The following is a 25,389-nucleotide window of genomic DNA, read 5'->3' on the forward strand; positions in this document are numbered from 1 at the left end:
ATGTGCCAACTCTGTGCTGCCAAGTCGAACCCGTGGGTCAGCCGGCGTGCCTTCATGCTGGCGGCGGGCGCCGTCGCTGCGAGTCCTGCCTTCAGCGAGGTGGACGTCGGCGAAAGCTCCCGGCTGCGATCGCTGGTCCCCGCCGGGGAACTCGAACAGGCAGCCGCGCAGCAGTATGACGACTTGCTCAAGCAAGCGCGCGCCAAGCACGCACTGGCCGGCGAAGGCAACCCGCAGTTGCGCCGCCTGCGCGCGATTTCCTCGCGCCTGATCGCCGATGCGCCGCGCTGGAACGCGCGCGCCCGGCAATGGAACTGGGAGGTGAACCTGATCGGCAGCGACAGCGTCAACGCCTTCTGCATGCCGGGCGGCAAGATCGCCGTGTTCACCGGGCTGATCGAGAAGCTGCACGCCAGCGACGACGAACTCGCGATGGTGGTGGGCCACGAGATGGCGCACGCGCTGCGCGAGCACGCGCGCGAACGCATCGCCAAGAGCCAGGGCACCGGTGCGCTGCTGTCGCTCGGCGCGCAGCTGTTCGGGCTGGGCCAGATCGGCGACGTCGCCGCCAACATCGGCACCCAGTTGCTGACGCTCAAGTTCAGCCGCGACGACGAGGTCGAAGCCGACCTGGTCGGCCTGGAGATGGGCGCCCGCGCCGGCTTCAACCCGCAGGCCTCGATCTCGCTGTGGGACAAGATGGCCCGCGTGTCGGGCAGCGGAGGCGGCCCCGCGTTCCTGTCGACGCACCCGTCGGGTGTCGACCGCACCCGCCGCCTGGCCGAGAACATCCCCCGGGTCGAGGGGCTGTACCGGCAGGCGATGGGCAACCGCTAAGCCACCGCGCGGATCCGCTGCCGCGGCGCCTCGGGCAGCACGCTGGCCAGCGCCCGATCGCCGAGCCGGAACCGCTGCTCCAGGATCTCGGCCAGCAAGGCCCGGAAGTCCGTGGTCACCGCGAGGTCGCGCCCTTCGTACAGCGACGCGGTCTCCAGCCCCGGCCACTCGCCGTGCACCTTGCCGCCGCGCACGCCCGCGCCGAGCAGCAGCGCCACGTTGCCGTGGCCATGGTCGGTCGCGCCGTTGCCGTTCTGCTTGACCGTGCGGCCGAACTCGGAAAGGACGACGACCGTCGTCTCGCGCAGCCGGTCGCCCAGGCCTTGCGCCAGCGCGTCCAGTCCCGCCGCCAGCAGGCCGAACCTGTTGGCCAGCAGCCCGTGCGCCGCTCCCTGGCTGGCATGGGTGTCCCAGCCCGCCACCGGAACGAAGGCCAGGCGCACCCGCGCATCGGCGGCCATCAGGCGACCCAGCCGATGGGTATCGCGCGCCAGGGCGGCGAGCGAGAGTGCGCCGGCATCGGCCTTCGGGTCATCGCTCGCGAGCGCAGCCTGCATCTCGCGGCGGCTGGTCGTCAGTTGCTGCATCGTGCGACCGAGCGGATCGGTGCTGCCGTACAGCGCTGCAAAGGCGGCGATCGCGCGCGGATCGGTCGCGGCGGCCTTGGCCGCGCCCGGACCGGTTTCCATGGACGCCGCCTCGGCAGTGCCCTGCAGGATCCGCGGCAGGGTCGGGCCCAGGCCGACCGTCATCATCCGGCGTGCTTGCGCGTTGGCCGCTGACGGCGCCAGCGCCGAAGCGAGCCGGTTCATCCAGCCGTCCGGCGTGCCCTTGCGGCCCGGCGTGCCGGTTTCCATGTAGTCCTGGGCGTCGAAGTGCGAGCGGCTCGGGTCGGCCGAGCCGCTCGCGTGCACGAAGGCCAGTTGCTTGTTCTCCCACCACGGCATCAGCGCGGCCGCGGCCGGATGCAGCCCGAACAGCTTGTCGAGCGGCAGCACGCCTTCGGGCTGGCCGGGGCGCGCCAGGGCGATGGTGGAGCGGTTCGCGTAGTAGCCGGCGTCGCCATGTGGCACCACCAGCGAGAGTCCGTCCATGCCGCCGCGCAGCAGCACCAGCACCAACCGGGCCGGCGCCTGTTCCGGGGCGGCGAGTGCGATCCGCAGCCCGCTCGCGGCCGCACCGCAGGCGGCCCAGCGCAGCATGGCACGTCGATCCAGGGCCATGGCTTCTCCTTCGGGCGGCTAGCGCCGCATCATGCCGGGACTGGCCAGCACCAGCGCCACGGCGAGTTGGGGCTCTTCGCGGTGGCCGGCGACCGCCTGCGCCGTCGCGGGCGTGACCAGCGGGCCGAGGTCGGCAAGCAGCCGGTCGACGTCCAGCGGCACCCGACCGAGCCAGTTGTTCGTCACCCGGGTCGCGTACTCGACGCGCCGGCCGAGCACGTGCGGGCTCAGCCAGGCGGCTTCCGTGTTCTTGTAGCCATCCGGCGTCGCGCACTGGAACAGGGGCATGCCCTCGGTCAGCAGCTCGAATTTCAACGGGCGCACGTTGGGCGGCGTATGGCCGAGGGCGCGCAGCGTCGCGAGGGTGAACTGCAAGGGCGTCTTGAACTTGGCGCCGCGCTGGCGTTCCTCCCAGAAGGCGTCGCTGGCGAACAGCGCACGCAGCACCGGCACCACCTGGCCGTCCTGCGCCAGGAACACCCGCGCGAGCGTGTCGACCAGCGCCGGCGGCGGCGCATCGCTGACGAAGTACTGCGCCAGCTTGAAGGCGATGTGGCGTGCGGTGGCCGGATGGCGTGCCAGCGTGTCGAGGGCGAAGTCGCCTTCGGCCTCGCCCTGCGCGGCGATGCGGTGGCCCAGCCAGGTCTTGGTGCCCGCATCGTGCGTGCGCGCGTTGAACAGGAAGCCGGGCATGCGGCGCGGCTCGCCCGGCATCGCGACGGGTCCGGCGGCCGGTGCCTGGTCCGGGTACACGGGCGTGAAGGTCCAGCCGGTCAGGATGCGCGCCAGCTCCGTCACGTCCTGCTGCGTGTAGCCGCCGTCCACGCCGAGGGTGTGCAGTTCCATCAGCTCGCGCGCGTAGTTCTCGTTCATGCCGCGCGCGCCGCGGCCCGGCGCCACGCTGCGCGCGTTGTCGAGGTAGCTGAGCATCGCCGGGTGGCGGGCGGTGGCGTGCAGCAGGTCGGCGAAGCGGCCGAGTGCATAGGGGCGGATCGCGTACTGCTCGTAATGGCCGATCAGCACGCGCGCATGCCCCTTGCTCTCGTGCACGTTGAAGTGATTGAACCAGAAGTCGACCATCGCCTCCTCGAGCTGGCGCGGACTTTCCAGCGCGCGGTAGATGCGCGACTCGAAGGCGGGCACCTGCAGGGCGACGATGTAGCGGCCCAGCTCGCCCGACTCCGGCGTTCCCTGCCGGTCGGGGCGCAATTCGTAGCCGGGGGTGGGGAGGCCGGCGGCGCGCGCCCGGCCGATCTCGTGCACATGGCGCGCGACGGCGAGGTAGCCCTGCATCAGGGCGGTGGGGTCGACGGCGAGGAAGCGGTCTTCGCGCAGCCGCGCCGTCAGCGTGGCGGGCAGGGGCTGCCTTGCGGGCTGCAGCTGCTCGTCGACCCAGGCCATGGGATCGGCGGAGAGGCGGGCCAGGTCACCCGGTCGGGGGCCGTAGCCGAGCCGATTGAGCGCATGCGCAGCGGCGGCGGCGCCTGTGCGGGGGCCGGCAGCGGCGCGGGCCGGCCACGCGATGGCGGCCGTGGCCGCCGATGCCGCTGCGTGCAGGAGCGTTGCGCGACGTGTGAGCATGGGCACCTCCGATCCAGTGCTCGCGGCGCAAAGGATAGGCGGCGCTGCGGCCGCCGGGCCTGTGGAGACCCACAATGCTGGTAAACGGCCGGTAAAAGCTGCCCGGCCGTGGGCTCACGTCCCGCGCACGTAGGGATTGGTCCGGCGTTCGCGCCCGAAGCTGCTCTCCGGCCCGTGGCCGGGGATGAACACCGTCTCGTCCCCCATCGGCCACAGGCGCTGCGTGATGCTGGCGATCAGCGTGGCGTGGTCCCCGCGCGGGAAGTCGGTGCGACCTATGCTGCCGGCGAACAGCACGTCGCCGACGAAGGCCCGCTGCATCTCCGGCGAATGGAACACCACGTGCCCCGGCGTATGCCCCGGGCAGTGGCGCACCTGCAGCGTGTGCCCCGCCAGTTCCACGGTGTCGCCGTCGTGCAGCCAGCGCGTGGGCGTGAAGGCCTCGGCCGGCGGGAAGCCGAACATCGCGCCCTGCTGCGGCAGCCCTTCGATCCAGAACTGGTCCTCCGGATGCGGGCCGACGATGGGCAGCGACAGGCGCCTTGCGAGTTCCGCGGTGCCGCCCGCATGGTCGATGTGCGCGTGCGTGAGCCAGATCTGTTCGAGCTGCAAGCCGCGGCGATCGACTTCGGCCAGCAGCGCGTCGAGGTCGCCACCGGGGTCGATCACGGCCGCCTTGCGGCTCGTGTCGTCGTACACGACGGAGCAGTTCTGCCGGAAGGGCGTGACGGGAAAGGTGAAATAGCCGAGCATGCACCGATTGTCCAACGCCGGTGACAAAGCCTCACGGCCGGTGTTGATGCCCCGCAATTCAGCCCCGTAGCGCGGCACTATTCTGGAACGATGAAACGCAGCTGGATGCGCTGGACGGCAGGCGCCCTCGGTGCCGTCGCCCTCTACGCCGCCCTCGGATTCTGGGCGGTGCCGGCCGCGGTGTCGGCGCTGCTGGTGCGCTACGCCGAGCGTGAGCTCGGCCGCAGCGTGTCGCTCGGCGAGCTGCGCTTCAACCCGTTCACGCTGCGGCTGCAGGCCGCCGACCTGCGGCTGCGCGACCGCGACGGCAGCGAGTTGCTCTCACTCGGCGGGCTGGTGGTCCAGCCGCAGTGGCGCTCGATCACGCGCCGGGCCTGGTCGTTCGCCGAGCTGCGCCTCGCGCAGCCCCAGGCCTGGTTGCGCATCGCCCCGGACGGCAGCTTCAACCTGGCGCGGCTGCTGGCCGACGTCCGCGGCAACACGCCACCGGAAGAAGGCACCTCGCTGCCGCGCGTGGTCATCGGCCAGTTCGCGGTGGAGCAGGGCCGCGTCGCGTTCGACGACCGGCACGCCGGCTACCGCAACGTGATCACGCCGATCGCGTTCCGGCTGGAGAACTTCAGCACCCTGCCCGAACACAACCAGGACCACGTGTTCACGGCCCGCTCGGAGCACGGTGGCGTGCTGCGCTGGAAGGGCAGCACCAGCCTGCAGCCGCTGCGCGCCAGCGGCGAGCTCACGCTGGAGAACGCGTCGCTGCCGGAGCTGGCGGTGTACCTGCAGCCCTGGATGCGGGCAACGCTCGCCGCGGGGCGGCTCGACGCCGTGCTGCCCTACACCTTCTCGTACGAACAGGCCAGGGTGCAGGCGCGCATCGCGGGCATGCGGGTGCAGCTGCGCGACCTGGCCGTGAGCCACCAGGGTGCCAAGGACAGCTTCGCCACGCTGACCCGCCTGGAGGCCAGCGGCGTCGACGCCGACCTCGTGCAGCTGCAGGCCACGGTGGCGCAGCTCAAGGCCCAGGGCGGCCAGCTCGCGGTGCGCCGCGATGCGCATGGCGAGCTGGACCTGCAGCGCCTCATGGGGCAGGCCGCCGGGCCCGCCGCGGCGCTGCCCGTCGCGCAAGCCGGGCCGCCCACGGCGTGGCGGCTGGCCGTGCGCGACGTGGCGCTCGAGCAGGTGGCCGTGCATGCCCGCGACGAGAGCGTGGCGCCGCCGCTGCTGCTCGATGCCGGCGAACTCACGCTGCGCTTCGCCCTGGCGGCGCAGCAGGACGCGTCCGGGCTGCAGGTGAAGGTGTCGGACGCGCGCTTCGACGCCGCGGGGCTGGCGCTCGCGCGCGGCACGCAGCCGCCGCTCAAGCTGCGCCAGGCGAGCCTGTCGCAGGGCAGCGTCGACCTGCAGGCACGCCGGGTCGAGATCGGCAAGGTGCTGCTCGATGGCGCCGAGGTGCAGCTGCGGCGCGCGCGTGACGGCACGCTGGACCTCGCGAACCTGCTGCCCACGCTGCCTGCCGCCGATCCGGCACCGTCGGAGGCGGCGGCCTGGACGGTGGCCACCGGCGAACTCGCCTTGCAGCACGCCAGCGTGCGGGTGAGCGACCAGGCCAGCGGCCTCGACCTGCAGGCGCAGGACATCGCGCTGGCGGTGCAGGGCGCCGGCAGCGACCTGGCGCAGCCGCTGCGCTTCCAGGGCGGGTTCGCGCTGCGCAGCGGGGGGCGCCTGCGCGCCGAAGGGCGGCTCGTGCCCGCCACCGGTGCGCTCGATGCACAGTTGCAGGCGCAGGAGCTTGCCCTGGCGCCGGCGCAGTCGCTGCTGGCGCAGTACCTGCGGCTGCGGCTGGCGGGCGGCAGCGTGTCGGCGCGCGGACGATTGCAGATGCGGCCGCCCGGAGGCGGCAGGAAGGCGCCGGAACTGCAATACGACGGCGGCCTGCACGTCACCGGCCTGGTGCTGAACGAGCAGGACGGGGAACGCTTCCTGGCCTGGAAGGACGTGGGCGCCGACAGCTTGCGGGCCACCCTGGCCCCGAACCGGCTGGAGGTGCCCGAACTGCGCGTGGTGGGCGCCGAGGCCAAGCTGATGATCGAGGACGACCGCAGCCTGAATGCCGTGCGCCTGCTGGTGGCGCAGCCTGCGCCTGCGCCTGCGACAGCGCAGGCGGTGCCGGTCGCGGTCGCGACCGACCCGCGCGCGGCCGCTGCAGCGCCGCCTGCGGCCGCCGAGCCCTTCCCGGTGCGCATCCGGCGGGTGCGGCTGCAGGACGCGAAGCTCGATTTCACCGACCTGAGCCTGCGGCCGCAGTTCGGCGCCAGGATCCATGAACTCCATGGCGCGATCAACGGCCTGTCCACGCAGCCGGGCACGCGCAGCCAGGTGGAGCTCGAGGGCCGCGTCGACGAATTCGGGCTGGCGCGCCTGCGCGGCGAAGTCAACGCCTTTTCGCCGCGCGACAGCACCGACCTGCGGGCGGAGTTCCGCAACGTCGACATGGTCGCCGCTTCGCCGTATTCCATGAAGTTCGCCGGCTACCGCATCGCCGAGGGGCGGATCTCGCTGGACCTGCAGTACAAGCTGGCCGGCGGCCGCCTCGAAGGCGACAACCGGGTCGTGATCGACCGGCTCACGCTGGGCGAGCGCGTCGACAGCCCCGATGCGATGAAGCTTCCGCTGCAGCTCGCCATCGCGATCCTGAAGGACAGCAACGGCCGCATCGAGCTGGGGCTGCCCGTCTCCGGCAGCCTCGACGACCCGCAGTTCAGTTACGGCGCGGTGGTGTGGAAGGCGATCACCAACCTGCTGGGAAGGATCGTCAGCGCGCCGTTCCGGGCCCTCGGCGGCCTGCTGGGCGTGGGCGGCGAGAAGCTGGAGGCGATCGAGTTCGATCCGGGCAGCGCGCGCCTGCTGCCGCCGGAACGCGAGAAGCTGCGGCAGGTGGCGGGCATCCTGGGCCAGCGGGCACAGCTGAAACTCGCCGTGCCGGGGCGTTACGACGAAGCGGCCGACGGCGCGGCGCTGCGGCGGCGGGCGGTGCGCGCGGAGGTCGCCCGGCGCGCCGGCCTCACCGTGGCGGCGGACGAGGAGGCAGGGCCGCTGGATCCGGCCGACCGCGCGGTGCGCGTGGCCTTGCGCGAGCTGTTCGCGCAGCGCTTCGGCAAGGCCGAGCTGGAAAAGGAAGTCGCGGCCGTCGAACGGGGCGCCCCGGCGCCCGGCGCCGCGGCGTCGGCGCCGCAGCCCTCGCTGGCCCTCTGGCAGCGGGTGGGCAAGCTGGTGCAGGGCGAGCCGCAGGTGGCCGACGCGCGGGGCTTCTATGCCACGCTGCAGCGGCGGCTCGAGGCGGCGCAGGAACTGCCGGCCGGCACGCTGGCGCGCCTGGGCGAGCAACGCGCCGCGGCCATCGTCGCAGCGCTGGTGGCCGAAGGCGTGGCCGGCGAGCGCGCCGGTCCCGCGCCGGCCGCCAAGGTCGAAGGCTCGGGCCGGATGGTGCCCCTGGCGCTGGAGCTGTCGGCCCGGTGAGGCAGGGCGCAGCGACCGACGGTGGGTGACCCTTCACCCCAGTGCGGACTACGATGGCCTGGCGTCGGCGGCCGGGCGGCCGCCGCGTCCCTCACCAAGGAATGTCATGCAGATCACCGACATGCTGGCCCAGGCGGGAGGCCTGCAATCCATTGCCCGCGAACTGGAGATCGAGCCGCACGAGGCGCGCAGCGGCGCCGAGGCGCTGCTGCCGGCGATCCTGGGCGGCCTGCGCAAGCAGGCGCAGGGCGGCGGCGGGGGCGGCCTCGGGGACCTGCTCGGCCAGCTGGGTGGCGGCGAGCTCATGGACCAGGTGCTGGCGCCGCAGAAGACCGACGTGGCACCCGGCGACGCGGTCCTGGGCCAGATCTTCGGCTCGCGCGACGTGAGCCGCACGGTGGCGCAGAGCGCCTCGGCGCAGTCGGGCCTGAGCCCCGAGCTGCTGAAGAAGATGCTGCCGCTGCTGGCCATGCTGGTGACCGGGTTCATGAGCAAGCAGGGCGCTGCGGCGGCGGCGCCCGGCCAGGGTGGCGGCCTGGGCGGCATGCTCGGAGGCGTGCTGGGCGGGATGCTCGGTGGCGGCCAGCCGGGGCAGCAAGGCGGCGCCCTCGGCGGACTGGGCGCGCTGCTGGATGCCAACGGCGACGGCAACGCGCTCGACGACATCCTGCGCCTGGCCGGCAAGGCGCGCGGCTAGCGCGCCTGCGCCGCCGGCAGCACCGTCTGCACGAGCGACCCGGCGGCGCTGGCGACCTGCACGAGCGTCAGCGCGACGCGTTGCACGACGGGCGGCCGCCAGAGGGCCTGGTCGCGCGGGAAGTCCTTGAGCAGGCCCGTCATGTAGGCATACGCGAGATCGGCCACAGCGTCCTCGGCGTGCGGCGCGAGGTCGGCGAAGAGCACGGCCGTGCGGCTGTTGCTCGCCGTCATGCGGGCGGGCAGCGTGAGCAGGAAGGGCCCCGCAGAACCGGTCAGGCGCTGCTTGAGGGCCACGTTGGTCAGGATGCCCGCGCAGGCGTTCACCTTCAGCTGGTGCCCGAGCGCACCGTGGTAACGCGCCGGCGTGCCCGCCGCCGCGGCGCGCATCGGCAGGCAGAACAGGTGCAGTTGCGCGCGCAAGGCACGGTCCGTCACCTGGCTGGCCGGGATCTGGGTCCGCACCACCGTGAGCAGGTTCTCCCAGCGGCGCTGCACCTTCGGGTCGGCGAGGTCGCCCTCGCTGCGCAGGAGGACATAGGTGTAGGCGGCGTAATCGGGGTCCTCGCGGTCGAAGACGTCGAACTCCTGGTAGGCGTGGGCGCTGATGCGGGGCGCGGCAGCGGAACCGCCCGGGGAGATGGAGGCCGTCGCGTTCGATGAATGCGACGGTGCGGCACGCTGCGCCGTCGCCGGAGCGGAGCCATGCACCGCGGCATGGGCGGCCTGCCATTCGCGCTGCGCCGCTGCCTCGGCCTCGGCCAGTGAGGGCAGCACCTGTTCGGCGGCTTGCTGCACGGTCGCGAAATCCTGTCCGGCCTGCACCAGCGCCGGCGCCAGCCGCGGCGCGAGCTCCGCCTTCCTGCGGACCAGCCAGGCTGCTTCGGCCGCCGGTCCGGCGGACCACCAGCTGCGCGCGGCCTGCGCCGTTTCGTCCATCCTGCGCGCCAGCACCTGCAGGTCGGCCTCGAGCGCGGGGGCGCGCGCCGCCAGCGCTGCACGCTCGGCGCTGCTGCGCGCCGCGGGCTCCGCCGCGAGCTGCAGGTACAGCGCGGCATCCCGCACCTGCGCCCATTCGTCGGCCATCCGCTCCCTTTGCGTGCTCAGGTCCGACAGCTCCACGCCCGGCCGAGGTCCCGGCCGGGGTGGACCCGCGGGGGCATCGACGACCAGGGGGCGCAACAGGGCCAAGGCCGGAGCGGCCGGCAGGCTCACGCGCGGCACCGGCACGGCGACATGGCGTTCCGCCAGCGTCTTGCCGTGGGCGAGCAGCACCGCCTCCAGCCGCGAACGCACATCGCCGTCCTGCCGCAGGACGCCGGCGGCGCTCCCGGTGAGCCTCTCCAGGGTCTGCCGCGCGGAGTCGGCCTGCATGCGCGCCTCGAAGACGCGGCCGCGCCAGCGCGCGTCCGCTTCCCTGGCCGCGGCGCAGGCGGCGTGGAACTGCCGGTCCGCCGTGCGCCGGCGCGCGAGGGACGCGTCGGTGGCTTCGGTCGCGCCGCGCAGGTCCGCCGGGCCGGCCAGCGCCAGCCGGGTCACCGTGGCGTGCCAGGCCGGGAGGGCCTCTTTCGCCTGCACCTGCGCCTGCCCGTTGGCGACCAGGCGCGACTGCAGCAAGGCGAAGGCTTCCGTGGCGGCTGCGTTCGCCTTCAGCAGCGCGTCGAGCGCACTGGCGTGCCGGGTCGACCAGTCCTGCGTGCTGCTCACGGACTGGCGCCCTTGCGCGGCGGCGTCGCGCAGGTCCCGCCAGGCCCGATGGGCGGCCTGGACCGCGTCCAGCCGCGTGCGCGCCCGGTCCAGCCTCGCCTTCGCGGCGTGCGCCCGGATCGCCGTGCCCTGGGCAGAGGCCTCCCGCGCGAGCGGCCAGGCAGCGGCCAGCAGCAGCAGCGAGCGTCGTGAGCTCCCTGGATCCGGCGGCCGTGCAACGCTCATGGCGCACGGCCCCGCCGCAGGGCCAGCAGCTGCCAGACGTGGAGGATGGCCTCGACCCCCAGCGCGACGAGCAGGCCGACGATCAGGGGCGTCGAGGTCGCTGCGGCGGACCCGTGGTCGGCCATGCGTGGCAGGCCCGCGTTCAGGATGCTCCGGACCAGCAGCGCGCTCAGGGCCGCGACGACCAGGATGCGCCCGAGGCGCCAGAAAACGTTGCCGGCCATCCCGAACGCAGGTGCCAGCAGGCGACGCCAGGCCGGCTGGACGCGCGCCAGCACGGGTTGCAGGCCGCGCAGCAACGCGATGGTCAGGTCCTGCGCGTCGGTGAAGACGATTTCGGCATGGCGCTCCTCCTGCGCCAGCAGGGCGAGGTGCGCCTGCTGCAGCGCGCTCTGCTCCTGCAGCCTCTGGTAGCCGGGCCCGCGTTCGGCGCTCTCGGCCGGCTTGGCGATCAGCAGCACTTTCTCGTGGTACAGCGCGAGCCAGGCCTCCCATTGCGTGTACGACAAGGCGGGCCCACCGGGCGCGAGGGCGGCGGCGAGGTGCGGCACGCGCTCGGCCAGGTCGGGGTAGCGCTCCCGGATCAGCGCGACCGATGCGGGCCTGGCCATGGCGCCCGTCATGTCGCCCACGAGGTGGATCACCGCATCGCATTCGCGGATGTACAGGTCCAGCTTGTCCAGCGTCTCGGTGCCCGTGGGGACGAACTCCTCCTGCGTCTTGACCGTCACGCCCGGAAGCGAGAGGGCGCGCCGGATGCGTTCGCGATAGGGCCCGAACTCGGCGGTGACCGCGGACAGAAAGATCTGGATCCCCTTCACGCGAGATTCCTCCCGTCATGCGCTTGTCGGACGTCGTGGCGGCAACACCGCCCGCGAATCGGCCCTCGTCGGATCGGCAGGCATTGTGCTCGGCGCTGCGCGCGCGCGCAAACCCTGAATGAAGGGCCCGGGGGCCCCACCTTCACTCGCCGCGCGGCGCGGCCAGGGCCGCCCCCAGCTGCAGCAGCGACACCACCACGCCGGTCACCGCTTCCCGCGCCTTCTCGTCCTTCAGTTCCCCGGTCGCATCGAAGGCCTGGTCGGCGCGCGACAGGGCGAACTGGCGCGGATGCACGATCATCGCGAACGCCATCTGCAGGTACTGCCGCAGGTAGTTCATGGAGCGCAGGCCGCCGAGCGGCCCCGGCGATGCGGAGAGCAGGCCGGCCGGTTTGCCGGCCGTTGCCTTGAGGCCGGCCGGCTGCGTGCCGCTCGCCCGGGCGCGCGACATCCAGTCGAAGGCGTTGATCACGAGCGGCGGCGGAAAGCCGTTGTATTCCGGCGTGACCAGCAGCACCGCGTCGGCGGCGGCGATGGCCGCGATGAGTTCGCCGGCCTGCGCCGGCACGCCCGGGCCCGCCTCGATGTCACCGTCGTACAGCGGCAGGTCCAGCGCGCGCAGGTCCAGCAGGCGCGCCGTCGCGCCCTGCACCTCGGCGATGCGGCAGGCCTCGCGGGCGAGCGCGAGATTGAGGGATCCGGTGCGCGAGCTGCCGGAGATCACGAGCAGGTGGACGGGTGCGGCGGGGTTCATCCGCCGGATCGTAGCTCTCAGACCAGGCCCAGGCCGGCGAAGGTGCTCAGGTCGGCGCGCGGCGGCGGCGCCGGCGTGATGAAGGCGGAAATGACCTCGTCGCCCTGGTATTCCGTCGTCACGAGCGCCCCGTGCGTCTGGCGCTCCAGTGCGGCCGGCCCCAGCGCGCGCCAGGTGGCGGCGCACAGGTGGATGCTGCCGGGCGGCGCATGGTCGGCGCAGCCGCGGGCCGCGGCCGGCGCATCGCCCAGCGTCAGGCGCCGGCTCTCGCCTTCCACCTCGAAGCAGGCCGCCACGCAGGGCGCGGTGAAGAGCGCGCTGCGCAGGCGCCGGCTGCAGGTGCGCTGCAGCAGCATCGCGACTTCCAGCGCAGCGCGGGGCCGCGCGAAAGCCATCACGATGCGCGGGCCGTAGCGTTCGACCGCGCCGCCGAAGCGCGCCGCCAGCATCCGCACGTCGATCTCGCTCCATTCCGGCGTCGGCGCCTCGCAGCACAGGAGCGTCGCGGTCTCGCGGACGAAGCGGATGCTGTCGTAGCCGGGGCCGAGGAACAGCTTGCGCCAGGCTTCCACCGGCACTTCGTCGAGCAGTTCTTCGGAGAGCAGTTCGAGCCACGCGGCATCGTCGGGGGGCGCCACTGCGGTGGTGCAAGGCACGAGGCCGTGGCCCATGGAAACCTGGTCGATCAGCATGTCCCTGCCCCCGGCGCCTTGCCGCGCGAACCCACCCGCCTGCTCGTTCTCATCGTGTTCTCCTATTGTTTCGAAGTGTGACGAAACCGGGGCCGGCAGGCCAGACGGTCGATTCGGTAGCGCGCCTCGGGGCAAGCCGCTAATCCTTAAGGCCACATTTCGGGACAGGCGGCCCTGGCCGCGGCGCAGGCGGTCGGCGCCGGTGTTTTCTCACTGCGCGCAGCGGGCGCTTTCGCCGGGTCGCGGCGCCCGTTTGCAGCTTTCCTGCAGAATGCGGCGACCCCAAGGAGACCCCCGTGCCCGCTCCGGTCATGAACATCGCCGATGCGCCCTACACCGACTTGGCGGAGCGTGCGCGCAGCAGGGGCAGCGCCCTGCCGCAGGAGCGCTTCGGCGGCCGCATCGCGCCGCTCGGCCCCGCGCTGGGCGCCCGGCACCTGGGCTTCAACGTCACCGTGGTGGCCCCGGGCAAGCGCGCCTTTCCGTTCCACAGCCATCGCCTGAACGAGGAGATGTTCTTCGTGATCGAAGGCACGGGCCAGCTGCGCTTCGGCAGCGCGACGTATCCGCTGCGCGCCGGCGACGTGGTCGCCTGCCCGCCCGGCGGCGCCGAGGTGGCGCACCAGATCGTCAACACCGGCGCGACGGAGCTCAAGGTGCTGGCGGTCAGCACCATGCAGCGGCCCGAGGTCTGCCACTACCCGGATTCGGGCAAGTTCGCCGTGCTCGACGGCACGGCGCCCGAGGGCTTCCGGCACGTGGCAAGGCAGCAGGACAGCCTCGATTACTGGCAGGGCGAATAGCCGCCCGCCGCACGCACGACCAACCAGGAGAAAAGATGCGCATTGCGATCATGGGTTCGGGTGGACTGGGCGGCTACTTCGGCGCGCGGCTCGCGCAGGGCGGCGCCGACGTGCACTTCATCGCCCGCGGCCGCCACCTCGAGGCCATGCGCAGCGAAGGCCTGCGCATCGAGGGCCCCGAGCCCATGCACCTGCCGAAGGTGAACGTCACGGACCGGGTCGCCGACGTGGGCGTCGCCGACGTCGTCATGCTGTGCGTGAAGCTGTGGGACACCGAGCAGGCCATCGCCCAGATCCGGCCGCTGGTCGGCCCGGGCACCACCATCGTGTCGTTCCAGAACGGCGTGCTGAAGGACCAGTACCTGCGCGCGGCGTTCGACGCGCGGCAGCTCATGGGCGGCGTGGGCTACGTGGCGACCACCATCGCCGCCCCGGGCGTGATCCGCCAGACCGGGCCGATGCAGCGCCTGGTGTTCGGCGAGTTCGACGGCTCGCGCTCGGCGCGCGGCGAGGCGCTGCTGGCCGCCTGCCTGGCCGGCGGCATCAAGGCCGAACTGTCGCAGCAGATCCTGCGCGACATCTGGGAGAAGTTCGTCTTCCTGGTCGGCCTCTCCGGCACCACGACGACGATGCGCAGGACGATCGGCCCGATCCGCAGCAACCCGCAGACGCGCGCCTTCCTGCTGGACGTGATGCGCGAAGTCGTGGCGGTGGGGCGCGCGCACGGCGTGCCGCTGCCGGAAGATTACGCCGAGGTGCGGCTGCAGCTGGCCGACGACGTGTCGCCCGACATGACCTCCTCCATGCACCACGACCTGGAGCGCGGCAACCGGCTCGAGGTGCGCTGGCTGGCCGGTGGCGTGGTCGAACTGGGGCAGGCCAAGGGCGTGCCTGCACCGCTGAACCGCGCGATCGCCGACATCCTGGCCCTGCATGCCGAAGGAGGCGCCCATGCCTGAAACCACGCTGTCCGGCCTGCGCGTGCGCAGCGTCCGTTGCACCGCCGTCGAAGTGCCCTTGCGCTACGTGCTGGGCACCAGCGCCGCGACGGTGAAGGCCGCGCCCTTGCTGCTGGTGGAACTGCTCACGGAGCAGGGCGTCAGCGGCCGGGCCTACATCTTCTGCTACCGGCGCAGCGCGGCCAAGCCGATCGCGGCGCTGGTGGAAGACGCCTGCGAAGTGGTGCGCGGCGATCCGGTGGCGCCGGTGGCGATCGCGGCGAAACTGCAGCGCCGATTCGCCCTCATCGGCGTCACCGGCATGGTGCGCATGGCGCTGTCGGTGTTCGACATGGCGCTGTGGGACGCGCTGGCGATCGCCGCCGGCGCGCCGCTGACCACGCTGCTCGGTGGCGCACCGCGCCCGGTGCGCGCGTACAACTCCTGCGGGCTCGGGCTCATGAGCCCGCAGGCCGCCGCGGACGAAGCCGAGGCGCTGCTCGAAGGCGGCCTGCAGGCCGTGAAGCTGCGCCTGGGGTATGCCACGCTGAAGGAGGACCTGGCAGTCACGCGCGCGGTGCGGGCGCGCCTGCCGGAAGCCGTGGAACTGATGGTCGACTACAACCAGGCGCTGTCGCGGCACGAGGCGCTGCTGCGCGGGCGCGCGCTGCAGTCCGAAGGCGTGAGCTGGCTGGAAGAGCCGATCCGGCAGGACGACCTGGCCGGCTGCGCCGCGCTCGCCGGCGACCTGCATCTGCCGGTGCAGATCGGCGAGAACTTCGACGGTCCCAAGGACCTGCTGCGCGCCGTCGAGGCGCAAGCCTGCGATCTCGTGATGCCCGACGTGGCGCGCATCGGCGGCGTCACCGGCTGGATGCAGGCCGCCGGCGTGGCCGAGGCGCATGGCATCCCCATGAGTTCGCACCTGATGCCGGAGGTCAGCGCGCACCTGCTCGCCGCCACGCCGACCTGCCACTGGCTCGAATACGTGGACTGGAGCGATGCCATCGCCGCCGAGCCGGTGAAGATCGTCGACGGCTGCTGGCCGCTGCGCGACCAGCCGGGCACCGGGCTGGAATGGGACGCCGACAAGGTCGCGCGCTGCCGGATCGAGTGACGGGAGCGCCTGCGCGCGATGCCCTGCCTGCGGTCCTACACGCGTGTAGTCCGCCGACCTACGAAGCCGGGTGCGCGGCGGTAGCCTAATCGGATCCGCGCGTGACCCCGGCCCACGCGCGGCGAAGGAGGACCCCATGCCAGGCACCAACGGGACCAGCCCCATCGCGGTGCGCCCCGCCCTGCGCGGGCTGGACGCCGCCAGCCAGGAGCGGGTGGCGCTCGCGCTCACCCTCATGACCAAGTTCTCCTTCGATGGCGCGGCCGCCGAACGCGCGCCCACCGCGGCGGCGATCGCGCAGGGCTTGCACGCCCTCGCGGACGACGGCGAGCTGACGCCGGAGTTGCGGCGGCTGTGCGCCCGCCTGCAGCACATCTGGGCCACGGCCGGACGGGAGCCGATGTGATGGCCGCCGCCGATCCCGCCGCGGATCGCCGCAGCGCGCTGGTGCGCTCCTTCTCCACGCTGGACGATGCGCTGGCGGCGCAGGACGCGCTGGCCGCCGCCGGCATCGCCCGCGAACTGCTCGAACTGACCGTGCTGGAGGACGAAGCCGGTCCGGTCGCGAGCAACTTCCTGATCGGCAACGGCCAGACCCACCACGGCGGCACGCCGGCCCCGGTGCGCAGCGGCGGCGAGGTTGCGTACGACGCCAACTTCCGCGCGACCGAGTACCACGGCGCCTACCTGCTCACGCTGCACCAGCTCGGGCCGACACAACGTTCCGTCGCCCAATCGGTGCTGGCGGGCTTCGACAGCGTGGCGGTCACCGAGCTGGCGCGCTCCGGGCAGGGAAGCTGAAGGGATGGCCGCGTCGGCCGCGGCCTCGCCCGTGCTGTTGCGCGGCTCCCCGGGCGGGTCCGACCCCGGCGGCGAGGAGCGTGGCGGCGGTCGCCCCGCAGGCGCGCCGCGCACCGGCAGCGAGCGCCCGCGCGTGGTGATCGTCGGCTGCGGCTTCGGCGGCCTCGAGGCCGCGCGGGCGCTGCATGGCGCCGAGGTCGAGATCACGCTGGTGGACCGCGCCAACCACCACCTGTTCCAGCCGCTGCTGTACCAGGTGGCCACCGCGGGCCTGCCGGCGCCCGCGATCGCCGCGCCGGTGCGCCACCTGTTCCGCCACCAGCCGAACGTCACGACCCTGCTGGGCGAAGTCACGGCCATCGATGCCGTCGCCCGCAGCGTCCGGCTGGCCGACGGCGCCGTGCTGCCCTACGACCACCTGATCGTCGCGGCCGGTGCGACCCACAGCTACTTCGGACACGACGCATGGGCGGCGCACGCGCCCGGGCTGAAGACGCTGGCCGATGCCTTCGAAGTCCGGCGCCGGGTGCTGGTGGCCTTCGAGGCTGCCGAGAAGGAAGCCGATGCGGCGCGGCGCGAGGCCTGGCTCACCTTCGTGGTGATCGGCGGCGGACCGACCGGCGTGGAGCTGGCCGGCACGCTGGCGGAGATCGCCAGCCGCACGCTGCCCGGCGAATTCCGCCACATCGACCCGAGCCGCGCCCGCATCCTGCTCGTCGAAGGCAGCCCGCGCCTGCTGCAGGCGATGCCGGAGCGCCTGGGTGCGAGCGCGCAGCGCCAGCTCGAGAAGCTGGGCGTCGAGGTGCGCGTGGGCGCCCGCGTGACGGCGATCGACGCGCACGGGCTTCAGGTGCAGCCGCCCGGAGACGCAGCGCCCTACCGCATCGCGAGCGGCTGCATCCTGTGGGCGGCGGGCGTGGCCGCGTCGCCGCTGGGCCGGCAGATCGCGGAGGCCACGGCGGCCACCGTCGATCGCGCCGGCCGCGTGCAGGTCGAGCCGGACCTGAGCATCGCGGGCCATCCGGAGATCAGCGTGATCGGCGACCTGGCCGCCGCCCGCAGCTACGTCGCCGGCACGGAACCGCAGCCGGTGCCCGGTGTTTCGCCGGCGGCCAAGCAGATGGGCCGCACCGCCGCGCGCAACATCCTGCTGCGTGCCGGCGGCCGGCCGGCGCAGCCGTTCCGCTACCGCGACTGGGGCAGCCTGGCCACCATCGGCCGCAATTCCGCGGTGGTGGACCTGTGGACGCCGTGGCGCCGCATCGAATTCAGCGGCCGGCCCGCGTGGCTGTTCTGGTTGTTCGCCCACATCTACTTCCTGATCGGCTTTCGCAACCGCATCATCGTGATGCTGGACTGGGCCTGGGCCTACTGGACTTCGCAGCGCTCCGCGCGCGTCATCGCCGCCACTGAACCGGGGTCGCCCGGCGGGTGAGCGCTGGCGTCGGCGCTGGTGTTAACCCGCGTCCGGGATGGGAACCAAAGCTTCTATCCTGCGGTCCCCGCACCCGCCCCGGAGACCTGCCATGCCGGCCGCCATCGACACGCCCGACAACCGGCGCTTCGTCGACGCCGTGCGCAGCGAGTACAAGGTCACGCCCGGCTTCTACACGGCCGGCACGTACACCGCGGGGCTGTGGCTCGAGGCGGCGCTCAAGCTCGTGAACGGCAGGTTCGAGGACAAGCCCGCCTTCGTGCGCGCGCTGCACCAGGCGAAGCTGGCCAGCGGCCCCATGGGCCCGATCCGGCTCGACGAATACGGCAAGCCGGTCCTGAACATCTACGTGCGCAAGGTGGAGCGCAAGGACGGCCAGCTGGTGAACACGATCGTCGACACCTTCCCCGAGGTGTCGCAGTTCTGGAGCTACGAGCCCCGCGCCTTCCTCGCCATGCCTGCGTATTCGCGCGAAAGCCCGGCGGCGAAGAACCTGGAATAGCTCACTGCACTTCCTCGTCCTCTTCCTCCAGTTGCTGCAGCTGGTACAGGCGCTGGTAGAGGCCGCCCTCGATCACCATCAGCTGCGCGTGCGTGCCCAGCTCGGCGACCCGGCCGTGATTGAGCACCACGATCCGGTCGGCCTCGCGCACCGTCGAAAGCCGGTGCGCGATGGCGACCACCGTCACCCGTCCGCGCAGCAGCGCCAGCGTCTGCTGCACCAGCTGCTCGGTCTCCGAATCGATGTGCGCGGTGGCCTCGTCGAGGAACAGGATGCGCGGCTCGCCGGCCAGCGCCCGGGCGATCGCCAGCAGCTGCTTCTGTCCCACCGACAGGCGCGCGCCGCCCTCGCCCAGTAGCGTGTCGTAGCCCTGCTCCAGCGCCGCGATGAAGTCGTGCGCATGGGCGGCGCGGGCGGCCGCCTCGACCTGCGCATCGCTCAGCGCCCGGCCCATGGCGATGTTCTCGCGCGCGCTGGCGGCCAGCAGGAAGGGCTCCTGCGGCACCATGCCCACGCTGGCGCGGAAGGTGTCTTCGCCGATCGCCTCCAGCGGCACGCCGTCGATGCGGACGTGCCCCGGCGCGCCGGCGTAGAAGCGCAGCAGCAGCGACAGCAGGGTCGTCTTGCCGCTGCCCGTGTGGCCGACGATGCCGTGGAAGCTGCCGGCGGGAATCCGCAGGTCGATCGCGTGCAGCACCGGCCGGCCCGGCTGGTAGCCGAAGGTGAGGCCTTCGATCGCGATCTCGCCGCGGGTCACCGCACCGCGCTCGCTCGCCACCGGCGACTCCACTTCCGTCAGCAGCGCCTGCACCCGCGAGGCGCCGATCAGCGCCTGCTGCAGCTGCGAGAACTGCATGGTGATCTGGATCAGCGGCTCGATCACGCGTGCGATGTAGCTGATGAACGCATAAAGGATGCCGACCTCGATCGCGTTCATCGAGGCACTGCCGGCGCGCAGCCCGAACACCCACAGCACCACCGCCAGCAGCAGCACGTTGAGGAAGTCCAGCACCGGCCGCAGCAGCCAGGCGTTGGCGCGCAGTTCGCCCAGGCGCGAGCGGTAGTGGCCTTCGTTCAATCCCTCGAAGCGGTCACGGAAGCGCGGGGCGGCGTTGGCCGCCTGCAGCACCGCCATCCCGCCGATGGATTCGGCCACGTGCGCGTTCAGCTCGCTGCGCAGTTCGCGGCTGCGCGTCACGGCGGGCGCGGACAGGCGCTGGTAGGCGAACACGATCAGCACCACCGCGGGCACCAGCGCCGCCACGATCAGCATCAGCCGCCAGTCCAGCCACAGCATGGCCGCCATCGCGCCGGCCAGCAGGATCAGGCTGTCCAGGATCACGAACAGCACCTGCACGTACAGCGTCTTGACGGCTTCGGTGTCGTTGGTCACGCGGCTCACCAGCTGGCCGGTGATCGCGTGGTCGAAGAAGGCCATCGGCAGCCGCAGCACGTGCCGGTACACCTCCTCGCGGATGCGCTGCACCGAGCGCATCGCCACGCCGGACAGGCGCACCAGCTGCAGGTAACGCACCCAGCTCGCCACCGCGCCGGCCAGCATGGCGCCCACCAGCAGCGCGGCGATGCGCGGCAGGTCGGCGTCGTGCGGCAGCAGGTACCTGTCGATCAGGTACTTGCCGGCCAGCGGACCGAGCGCCTCGAAGCCGACGGCCACCATCAGCCAGGCGACGCCGATCCACAGGTGGCGGCGCTCCGGCTTCGCGGCGCGCAGCAGCAGGGCCGCCGCCTCGGCGCGAAAACGCGGGCGCGCTGCCGGCGCGGCGGCCGGCGGGCGGCCGGGAATGGATTCAGCTGGCATCGAGGCTCGCCTGCAGTTGCTGGTAGCGCCACTGGCGCGCATACCAGCCGTGGCCCGCGACCAGTTCCGCGTGCCGGCCCTGTTCGACCAGGTGGCCCTCGCGCAGCACCGCCACGTCGTCGGCGTCGAGCACCGCGCTCAGGCGATGGCTCACGATGATCACGGTGCGGCCGACGCGGGCCGCGCGCAGGTGGGCCAGGATGCGCGCCTCGGTTTCGGTGTCGACGGCCGACAGCGCGTCATCGAGCAGCAGCAGCGGCGCGTCGGCCAGCAGGGCGCGCGCGATGGCCACCCGTTGGCGCTGCCCGCCGGAGAGCGTGACGCCCCGCTCCCCCACCGGCGTGTCGTAGCCGCGCGGCAGGCGCTGGATGTCGTCATGCACGGCGGCCAGCCGGGCGGCCTGCTCCACTTCGGCGCGGGTCGCGCCGGGCCTGGCCAGCGCGATGTTCTCGGCCACCGAGGCGGAGAACAGGAAGGGCTCCTGCGGCACCCAGGCGATGCCGGCGCGCAGCGCCTGCAGCGTGTACGCCTGCAGCGGCACGTCGTTCCAGCGCAGCTCGCCGCGCTCGGGCGCGTGCTGGCGCAGCAGCAGCTTCAGCAGCGTCGTCTTGCCGGCGCCCGTCGGGCCGACCAGCCCCAGCGTGCGGCCGGGCTGCAGCGCCAGCGTCACGCCCGCCAGCGCCGGCCGCGCGCCGGCGGCGTAGGCGAAATGCACGTCGCGCACTGCGATCGGCCCGGCCCGGACGGCCGCCACGCTGCCGCGATCGTCCACGCTCGCGGGCGCATCCAGCACCGGCTGCAGGCGGCTCCACGCCGCCTTGCCGCGTTCCAGCAGCGACAGCACCCAGCCTGCCGCGAACATCGGCCAGATCAGCTGGCCCAGGTACATGCTGAAGCTGGTGAGCTGGCCCACGGTGAGCTGGCCGTGCCACACCAGCCAGGTCCCCGCGCCGAGCACCATCGCCGTCGCCGCCGCGAAGGTGCAGCCGACGGCCGGCTCGTACGCCGCTTCCCAGCGCTGCGCGTCCAGGCTGGCGGCCGCCGCGCCGCCGGCCAGCGCGGTGAACTGCGCCTCGCTGCGCGCCTGCAGGCCCAGCGCGCGCAGCGTGCGCACGCCGGCCAGCGTCTCCTGCACGTGGTCGTTGAGGGCGCCGAAGCGTTCCAGCGACTGGCGCGAAGCCGCATGTACGTGGCGCGAGATGCGCCAGAAGCCAAACGCCATCAGGGGAAAGGGCAGGATCGCGAAGGCGGCGAGCCGCCAATCGACGCCCAGCGACATCATGCCGACCACCAGCACCAGGGTGAGCGAGCCGTCGAAGCCGGCCAGCAGCGCCTCGCCGGCCGCCATCTCCACCGCATCGATGTCGTTGGTGGCCAGCGCCATCAGGTTGCCGGTGCGGTGGTCCTGGTAGAACGCGGCGCCCTGCAGCGACAGGCGCGTGTACAGGCGCTCGCGCAGCTCCACGCCGATGCGGTACGCGGCGGCATACAGGCGCAAGCGCCAGCCCACGCGCAGAAAGTACACGGCAGCCCCGGCGGCCAGCAGCCAGGCCAGCTCGCGCAGCAGCACGGGGCGCGGCAGTTGGCCGGCCACGAGGCCGTCGACCACGTGGCCGATCTGGCGCGGGATCCAGACGATCAGGAGGGCGATGCCGACCAGCATCACGGCCGAGGCAGCGTAGGCGGCGCGGTGCCGCAGCACGAAGCGGCCGACCAGGCGGTACAGGGACATGCGAACGGCGCCCGCGGGCGCGAGGGGAAACCGCGATTCTTGCGCAGCTCGCAAGGCCGCGCAGCCGCAGGCCCGCCCGCGCACGGCCTGCTGGCCCGACAGCGCCTCGCCGGCCTGTAGGTGCGTCCCTTTTCATCACAACGGCCCAGCCAGCACTGCCCGAAAATGCAGCAAAGAACAAAGGACGGCGGAGACGCGGTATGACGCTGCGTGTATTCCTTGTCGATGACCTGATCAGCATGCACTCCCTCATGCGCGATCTGTTCGCGGCGGTCGGCGGGCTGGAGCTCGTCGCCACCGCCAGCAGCGAGGGCGAGGCCAAACTCTGGCTGGAGGACCATCCCGGCGACTGGGATGTGGCGGTGCTCGACCTGGTGCTGCAGCACGGCTCGGGCATGGGCGTGATCCGGCCCTGCCGCGCCGCGCATCCGCACGGGCAGGTCGTGATCTTCAGCAGCTACGTCACGCCGGTGATCCGCGAGCACTGCGTCGGGCTGGGCGCCGACCACGTGTTCGGCAAGGACCAGACGACGCAGTTCGTCACGTGGCTGCACGCGCTGGCGCGTCGCGCCCAGGAGCCTCCCGGCTAGGACGTGCTGTCGGCGGGGCGGTATTCGACCTGCAGCCGGTCCAGGTGCTCGCGCAAGGCGCGCACCCGCTGCTGCAGCTCGGGCTCCGGCGTGTCCGCGGCGCCGTGTTCCAGCGCCCGGCTCTGGCGCGCCGCCCAGTTCAGCCCCATCGCCCCGAGCGCGCCGTAGGCGCGGTGCGCCAGGAAGCGCAGCTCGTCACGCCGGCCGGCCGCGGCCGCCTGCGCCATCGCATCGACCGTCTCGCGCTGCAGTTGCAGGAAATTGGGGAAGACCTCGGACCACTCGGCATCGATCACCACCTGCTCGTCTTCGGCGCGCGGCGCGTCGTTGCCCGGCGCCGCGGGGTGCGGCTGGAACAGCGCGGAGGGTCCGGCGCTCGCCGGGCGCACCGGCTGGAGCCGTTCCAGCTCGCGCAGGGCGGCCAGCAGGCGCTCGCGGCTGACCGGCTTGACCAGGAAGCGGTCGGCGCCGGCCTGCCCGGCGCGCGCGGCCGAGGCCTCGTCGTCGTTGCCGGACATCATGATCACGCGCAGCGGCGCCAGGCCCTGCGCGGCTTCGTGTTCGCGGGCCCAGCGCACGGTGTCGACGCCGCTGCGCAAGGGCATTTCCATGTCCAGCAGCAGGTAGTGCGGCCAGCGGCGCAGCATCGCTTCGGCGGCGGCCTGGCCGTTGCTCGCCGTCTCGACGTGGAACGGCGGATGGGGCAGCATGCGGCTGGTGACCAGGCGGGTGAATTCGTCGTCGTCGACCAGCAGCACCTCGCGCGCGGGCAGCGCCCGCAGCCAGTCCTCCTGCGGCGCCTGCGCGGTGCCGGCCGAGGCCGGTGCCGGCAGCGCGCCCTTGAGGGCCGGCAGCGTCAGCGTGAGCGTGGTGCCCTGCGCACCGGTGCGCATGCGCAGCTCGCCGTGCTGCGCGCGCGCCATCAGCCGCGCGGAATAGGTGCCCAGTCCGGTGCCGGCGATCTTGCGGCCGGTCACGTACTTCTCGAAGAAGCGCCTGGCGATCTCCGGCGGCACCGCGCCCGGGTTGTGCACGCTCAGGCTCACGGGGTCGCCGGCGGCGAGCGTCACGTCCACCTGGGCGCCGGCACCGGCCGCCTCCACCGCGTTCTTCACGAGGTTGGCGACGATCGAATAGCACAGCAGTTCCTCGCCGCGGACCTGCACCGGCGCCGGATGCGAGCCGCGCCACTGCAGCGCGACGCCGTGCTCCTCGGCGTAGGGATGCAGGTCGACCAGCACGCGGGACACCACTTCGCGCAGGTTCACCGCCGCCGGCCGCAGCGCATAGGTGCCGGTCTCCATGCGGAACAGGCCCAGCGACAGGTTCACCATTTCCAGCATGCGCAGGCCGGCGCGCTGCAGCACGCCGACGAGCTCCTGCTGGTCGGGCGCCAGTCGGGCGTCGTCGCGCAGCAGGCGCGCCGCGCCGAGGATGCTGTTCAGGGGCGTCTTCAGGTCGTGGCGCGAGATGCGCTCGACGTCCTCGCGCAGGCGGGCGTTCTCTTCCAGCGCACGGCTGCGCTCCTCCGCGTTGAGCGCCGCGGTCATCCGCCGTGCGATCACGACGGCGGGCGACAGCAGGAACAGCGCGAAGCCGAGGGTCGAGAACTTGCGGTCCGGCCCCGGCGTGTCGATCATCAGCAGGTCGAGCGCCAGGGTCGCGAGCACCGCCAGCATCCCCAGCAGCAGGACGCGCGCATCGGTATTGCCACCGCGCGCCGAGCGCAGCATCGCCACCGCCACGAGCACGGCGACGACCACCGCGATCGCCTGCCCCGGCACGACCAGGTAGGAGTAGACGGCCGGCGGCAGCGCCAGCACCGCGAGGCTGGCGAGCCCCAGCATCGCCAGCACGACGTCGACGGCGCGGCGCGGGATCTCCACCGGGAACAGGCCGCGCAGCGTCAGCAGGAACAAGGCCATGGCGGCCAGCCAGGACAGGTACTCGACGCGCATGTAGCCGAACCACGAGACCTGGTCCGGCAGCGGCCGCAGGAACAGCCGCTCGCCGATCATGTCGGTGTACACGGCGATCGCGACGCAGAACAGGCCGAACACCAGCGGGACGGGCTCGCGCGGGCGCACCGCGAAGAAGATCAGCGCCACCGCGCCCGTGACGAGGTAGGCCGTGAGCAGGGCCGCGTGCTCCACCAGCCGCGCCTCGCGCGCGCGCTCCAGCACGTCGCTGGGGCCGGCCCAGATCGGCCGCACGAAGCCGCCGGCGCGGTGGTCGAAGTTCGAGATCTGCAGCGTCAGGCGCAGCGGGCAGGCGAATTCGCGCGTGATCGGAACGCGGTTGTGCACGGCCGCCCAGCTCGCCTGCGCCGAAGGCCCGGGGCGGCCGTGCGCGGCGACTTCGGTGCCGTTGACGAACAGCCGCGAGGCGGTGCGCTGGCCCACCGCCTCGATCGCCAGGGAGGCGCCCACCGGGCAGTTGACCTGCAGCACGTAGCTGCCCCAGCCGTTCTCGCCGGCGGGCTTGCCGTCGATGGTGTTCCAGCTCGAAGGCACGGGGGCGAAGCCTTGCGTGGGCAGCTGCTGCCAGGCGGGGTCGACGAACTGCTGCCAGGCGAAGCCCCACTGGCCTTGCAGGGCGAGCGGCCGATCGGGCACCGCCGGCACGTCGAGGACGCCTTGCCGCGCCTGCGGCGCGCGCGCGCCGGCCACGCCCGCCAGCACGAGCACCAGCAGCGCCGCGAGCAGGAAGGCAGCGAGTCTCGAGGTGCGATGCATGGGGGCAGTGTAGAACCGCCGCAGTTGCGGAAATGTCCCGTGGGTCAACGACGTGCAGCCCTGGGGCCTGTCCGCGACAGGGGCGCGGGGCGGGCGCGGAAATTTACCGGGC

At 72.9% G+C, this 25,389-nt stretch carries 21 protein-coding genes; 11 read left to right on the forward strand and 10 right to left on the reverse strand.

Features of this window, described 5'->3' with window-relative positions; translation table 11 throughout:
- Complete coding sequence (locus JI746_RS18250; protein ID WP_236599942.1) at positions 1-837, forward strand: M48 family metallopeptidase; 837 nt, start codon at positions 1-3, stop codon at positions 835-837.
- Here JI746_RS18250 and JI746_RS18255 read toward each other — a convergent pair.
- The 3 genes from JI746_RS18255 to JI746_RS18265 all read right to left on the reverse strand — a co-directional run bounded on the left by JI746_RS18255 (position 834) and on the right by JI746_RS18265 (position 4,394).
- Positions 834-2,060, reverse strand: coding sequence for a DUF1501 domain-containing protein (locus tag JI746_RS18255; protein ID WP_236599943.1), 1,227 nt, complete (start codon positions 2,058-2,060; stop codon positions 834-836). The genes JI746_RS18250 and JI746_RS18255 overlap by 4 nt on opposite strands.
- Positions 2,061-2,078: 18 nt before the next feature.
- Positions 2,079-3,641: a DUF1800 domain-containing protein gene (locus tag JI746_RS18260; RefSeq protein WP_201691596.1), complete on the reverse strand. Its 1,563-nt coding sequence runs from the start codon at positions 3,639-3,641 to the stop codon at positions 2,079-2,081.
- A gap of 114 nt (positions 3,642-3,755) precedes the next feature.
- Positions 3,756-4,394: an MBL fold metallo-hydrolase gene (locus JI746_RS18265; RefSeq protein WP_201691598.1), complete on the reverse strand. Its 639-nt coding sequence runs from the start codon at positions 4,392-4,394 to the stop codon at positions 3,756-3,758.
- A 90-nt stretch (positions 4,395-4,484) separates the two neighbouring features.
- On the opposite strand from JI746_RS18265, the gene JI746_RS18270 reads away from it, so the two are divergent.
- Both JI746_RS18270 and JI746_RS18275 read left to right on the forward strand, forming a co-directional pair.
- Positions 4,485-7,910, forward strand: coding sequence for a DUF748 domain-containing protein (locus JI746_RS18270; RefSeq protein ID WP_201691600.1), 3,426 nt, complete (start codon positions 4,485-4,487; stop codon positions 7,908-7,910).
- A 106-nt stretch (positions 7,911-8,016) separates the two neighbouring features.
- Positions 8,017-8,607 carry a DUF937 domain-containing protein gene (locus JI746_RS18275; RefSeq protein ID WP_201691601.1) on the forward strand — a complete coding sequence of 197 codons (591 nt, stop codon included), beginning with the start codon at positions 8,017-8,019 and terminating at the stop codon, positions 8,605-8,607.
- Here the strand turns inward: JI746_RS18275 and JI746_RS18280 are convergent.
- The 4 genes from JI746_RS18280 to JI746_RS18295 all read right to left on the reverse strand — a co-directional run bounded on the left by JI746_RS18280 (position 8,604) and on the right by JI746_RS18295 (position 12,805).
- Positions 8,604-10,538, reverse strand: a complete 1,935-nt coding sequence (locus JI746_RS18280) for a hypothetical protein (RefSeq protein ID WP_201691603.1) — start codon at positions 10,536-10,538, stop codon at positions 8,604-8,606. The two genes, JI746_RS18275 and JI746_RS18280, sit on opposite strands and share 4 nt — an antisense overlap.
- Positions 10,535-11,359: a DUF4062 domain-containing protein gene (locus JI746_RS18285; RefSeq protein WP_201691605.1), complete on the reverse strand. Its 825-nt coding sequence runs from the start codon at positions 11,357-11,359 to the stop codon at positions 10,535-10,537. The genes JI746_RS18280 and JI746_RS18285 overlap by 4 nt, the downstream gene beginning before the upstream one ends.
- Before the next feature lie 142 nt (positions 11,360-11,501).
- Positions 11,502-12,113 carry an NADPH-dependent FMN reductase gene (locus JI746_RS18290; RefSeq protein ID WP_201691607.1) on the reverse strand — a complete coding sequence of 204 codons (612 nt, stop codon included), beginning with the start codon at positions 12,111-12,113 and terminating at the stop codon, positions 11,502-11,504.
- A gap of 17 nt (positions 12,114-12,130) precedes the next feature.
- Positions 12,131-12,805, reverse strand: a complete 675-nt coding sequence (locus JI746_RS18295; RefSeq protein ID WP_201691609.1) for a hypothetical protein — start codon at positions 12,803-12,805, stop codon at positions 12,131-12,133.
- 296 nt (positions 12,806-13,101) lie between these two features.
- Between JI746_RS18295 and JI746_RS18300 the strand changes: the two genes are divergently transcribed.
- From JI746_RS18300 to JI746_RS18330, 7 genes are all read left to right on the forward strand, one after another.
- Positions 13,102-13,608, forward strand: a complete 507-nt coding sequence (locus JI746_RS18300; RefSeq protein ID WP_330893028.1) for a cupin domain-containing protein — start codon at positions 13,102-13,104, stop codon at positions 13,606-13,608.
- Between the two features lie 35 nt (positions 13,609-13,643).
- Entirely contained in the window at positions 13,644-14,567 is a 924-nt protein-coding gene (locus JI746_RS18305; RefSeq protein ID WP_201691611.1) for a ketopantoate reductase family protein, read from the forward strand.
- Complete coding sequence (locus JI746_RS18310; RefSeq protein ID WP_201691613.1) at positions 14,560-15,663, forward strand: enolase C-terminal domain-like protein; 1,104 nt, start codon at positions 14,560-14,562, stop codon at positions 15,661-15,663. The genes JI746_RS18305 and JI746_RS18310 overlap by 8 nt, the downstream gene beginning before the upstream one ends.
- 136 nt (positions 15,664-15,799) lie before the next feature.
- A complete protein-coding gene (locus JI746_RS18315; RefSeq protein ID WP_201691614.1) occupies positions 15,800-16,069 on the forward strand; it encodes a hypothetical protein in 270 nt (89 codons plus the stop codon).
- Positions 16,069-16,464, forward strand: a complete 396-nt coding sequence (locus JI746_RS18320) for a hypothetical protein (protein ID WP_201691616.1) — start codon at positions 16,069-16,071, stop codon at positions 16,462-16,464. Before JI746_RS18315 ends, JI746_RS18320 begins: the two co-directional genes overlap by 1 nt.
- Positions 16,465-16,468: 4 nt before the next feature.
- Complete coding sequence (locus JI746_RS18325) at positions 16,469-17,899, forward strand: NAD(P)/FAD-dependent oxidoreductase (protein WP_201691618.1); 1,431 nt, start codon at positions 16,469-16,471, stop codon at positions 17,897-17,899.
- Positions 17,900-17,990: 91 nt separating this feature from the next.
- Positions 17,991-18,401, forward strand: a complete 411-nt coding sequence (locus tag JI746_RS18330) for an ABC transporter substrate-binding protein (RefSeq protein WP_201691620.1) — start codon at positions 17,991-17,993, stop codon at positions 18,399-18,401.
- Between the two features lies 1 nt (position 18,402).
- Here the strand turns inward: JI746_RS18330 and JI746_RS18335 are convergent, their stop codons facing one another.
- Together JI746_RS18335 and JI746_RS18340 are read right to left on the reverse strand one after the other, a co-directional pair.
- Complete coding sequence (locus tag JI746_RS18335; protein ID WP_201691628.1) at positions 18,403-20,220, reverse strand: ABC transporter ATP-binding protein; 1,818 nt, start codon at positions 20,218-20,220, stop codon at positions 18,403-18,405.
- On the reverse strand, positions 20,210-21,952 hold the full coding sequence (locus tag JI746_RS18340) for an ABC transporter transmembrane domain-containing protein (RefSeq protein ID WP_201691637.1): 1,743 nt from the start codon (positions 21,950-21,952) through the stop codon (positions 20,210-20,212). Before JI746_RS18340 ends, JI746_RS18335 begins: the two co-directional genes overlap by 11 nt.
- Positions 21,953-22,152: 200 nt before the next feature.
- Between JI746_RS18340 and JI746_RS18345 the strand changes: the two genes are divergently transcribed.
- Positions 22,153-22,542, forward strand: a complete 390-nt coding sequence (locus JI746_RS18345; protein ID WP_236599944.1) for a response regulator — start codon at positions 22,153-22,155, stop codon at positions 22,540-22,542.
- Here JI746_RS18345 and JI746_RS18350 read toward each other — a convergent pair.
- Positions 22,539-25,277, reverse strand: a complete 2,739-nt coding sequence (locus JI746_RS18350) for a response regulator (protein WP_201691646.1) — start codon at positions 25,275-25,277, stop codon at positions 22,539-22,541. The genes JI746_RS18345 and JI746_RS18350 overlap by 4 nt on opposite strands.
- Positions 25,278-25,389: the final 112 nt, after the last annotated feature.

Origin of the sequence: Ramlibacter alkalitolerans (assembly GCF_016722765.1) — a bacterium.
Lineage (GTDB): Bacteria > Pseudomonadota > Gammaproteobacteria > Burkholderiales > Burkholderiaceae_C > Ramlibacter > Ramlibacter alkalitolerans.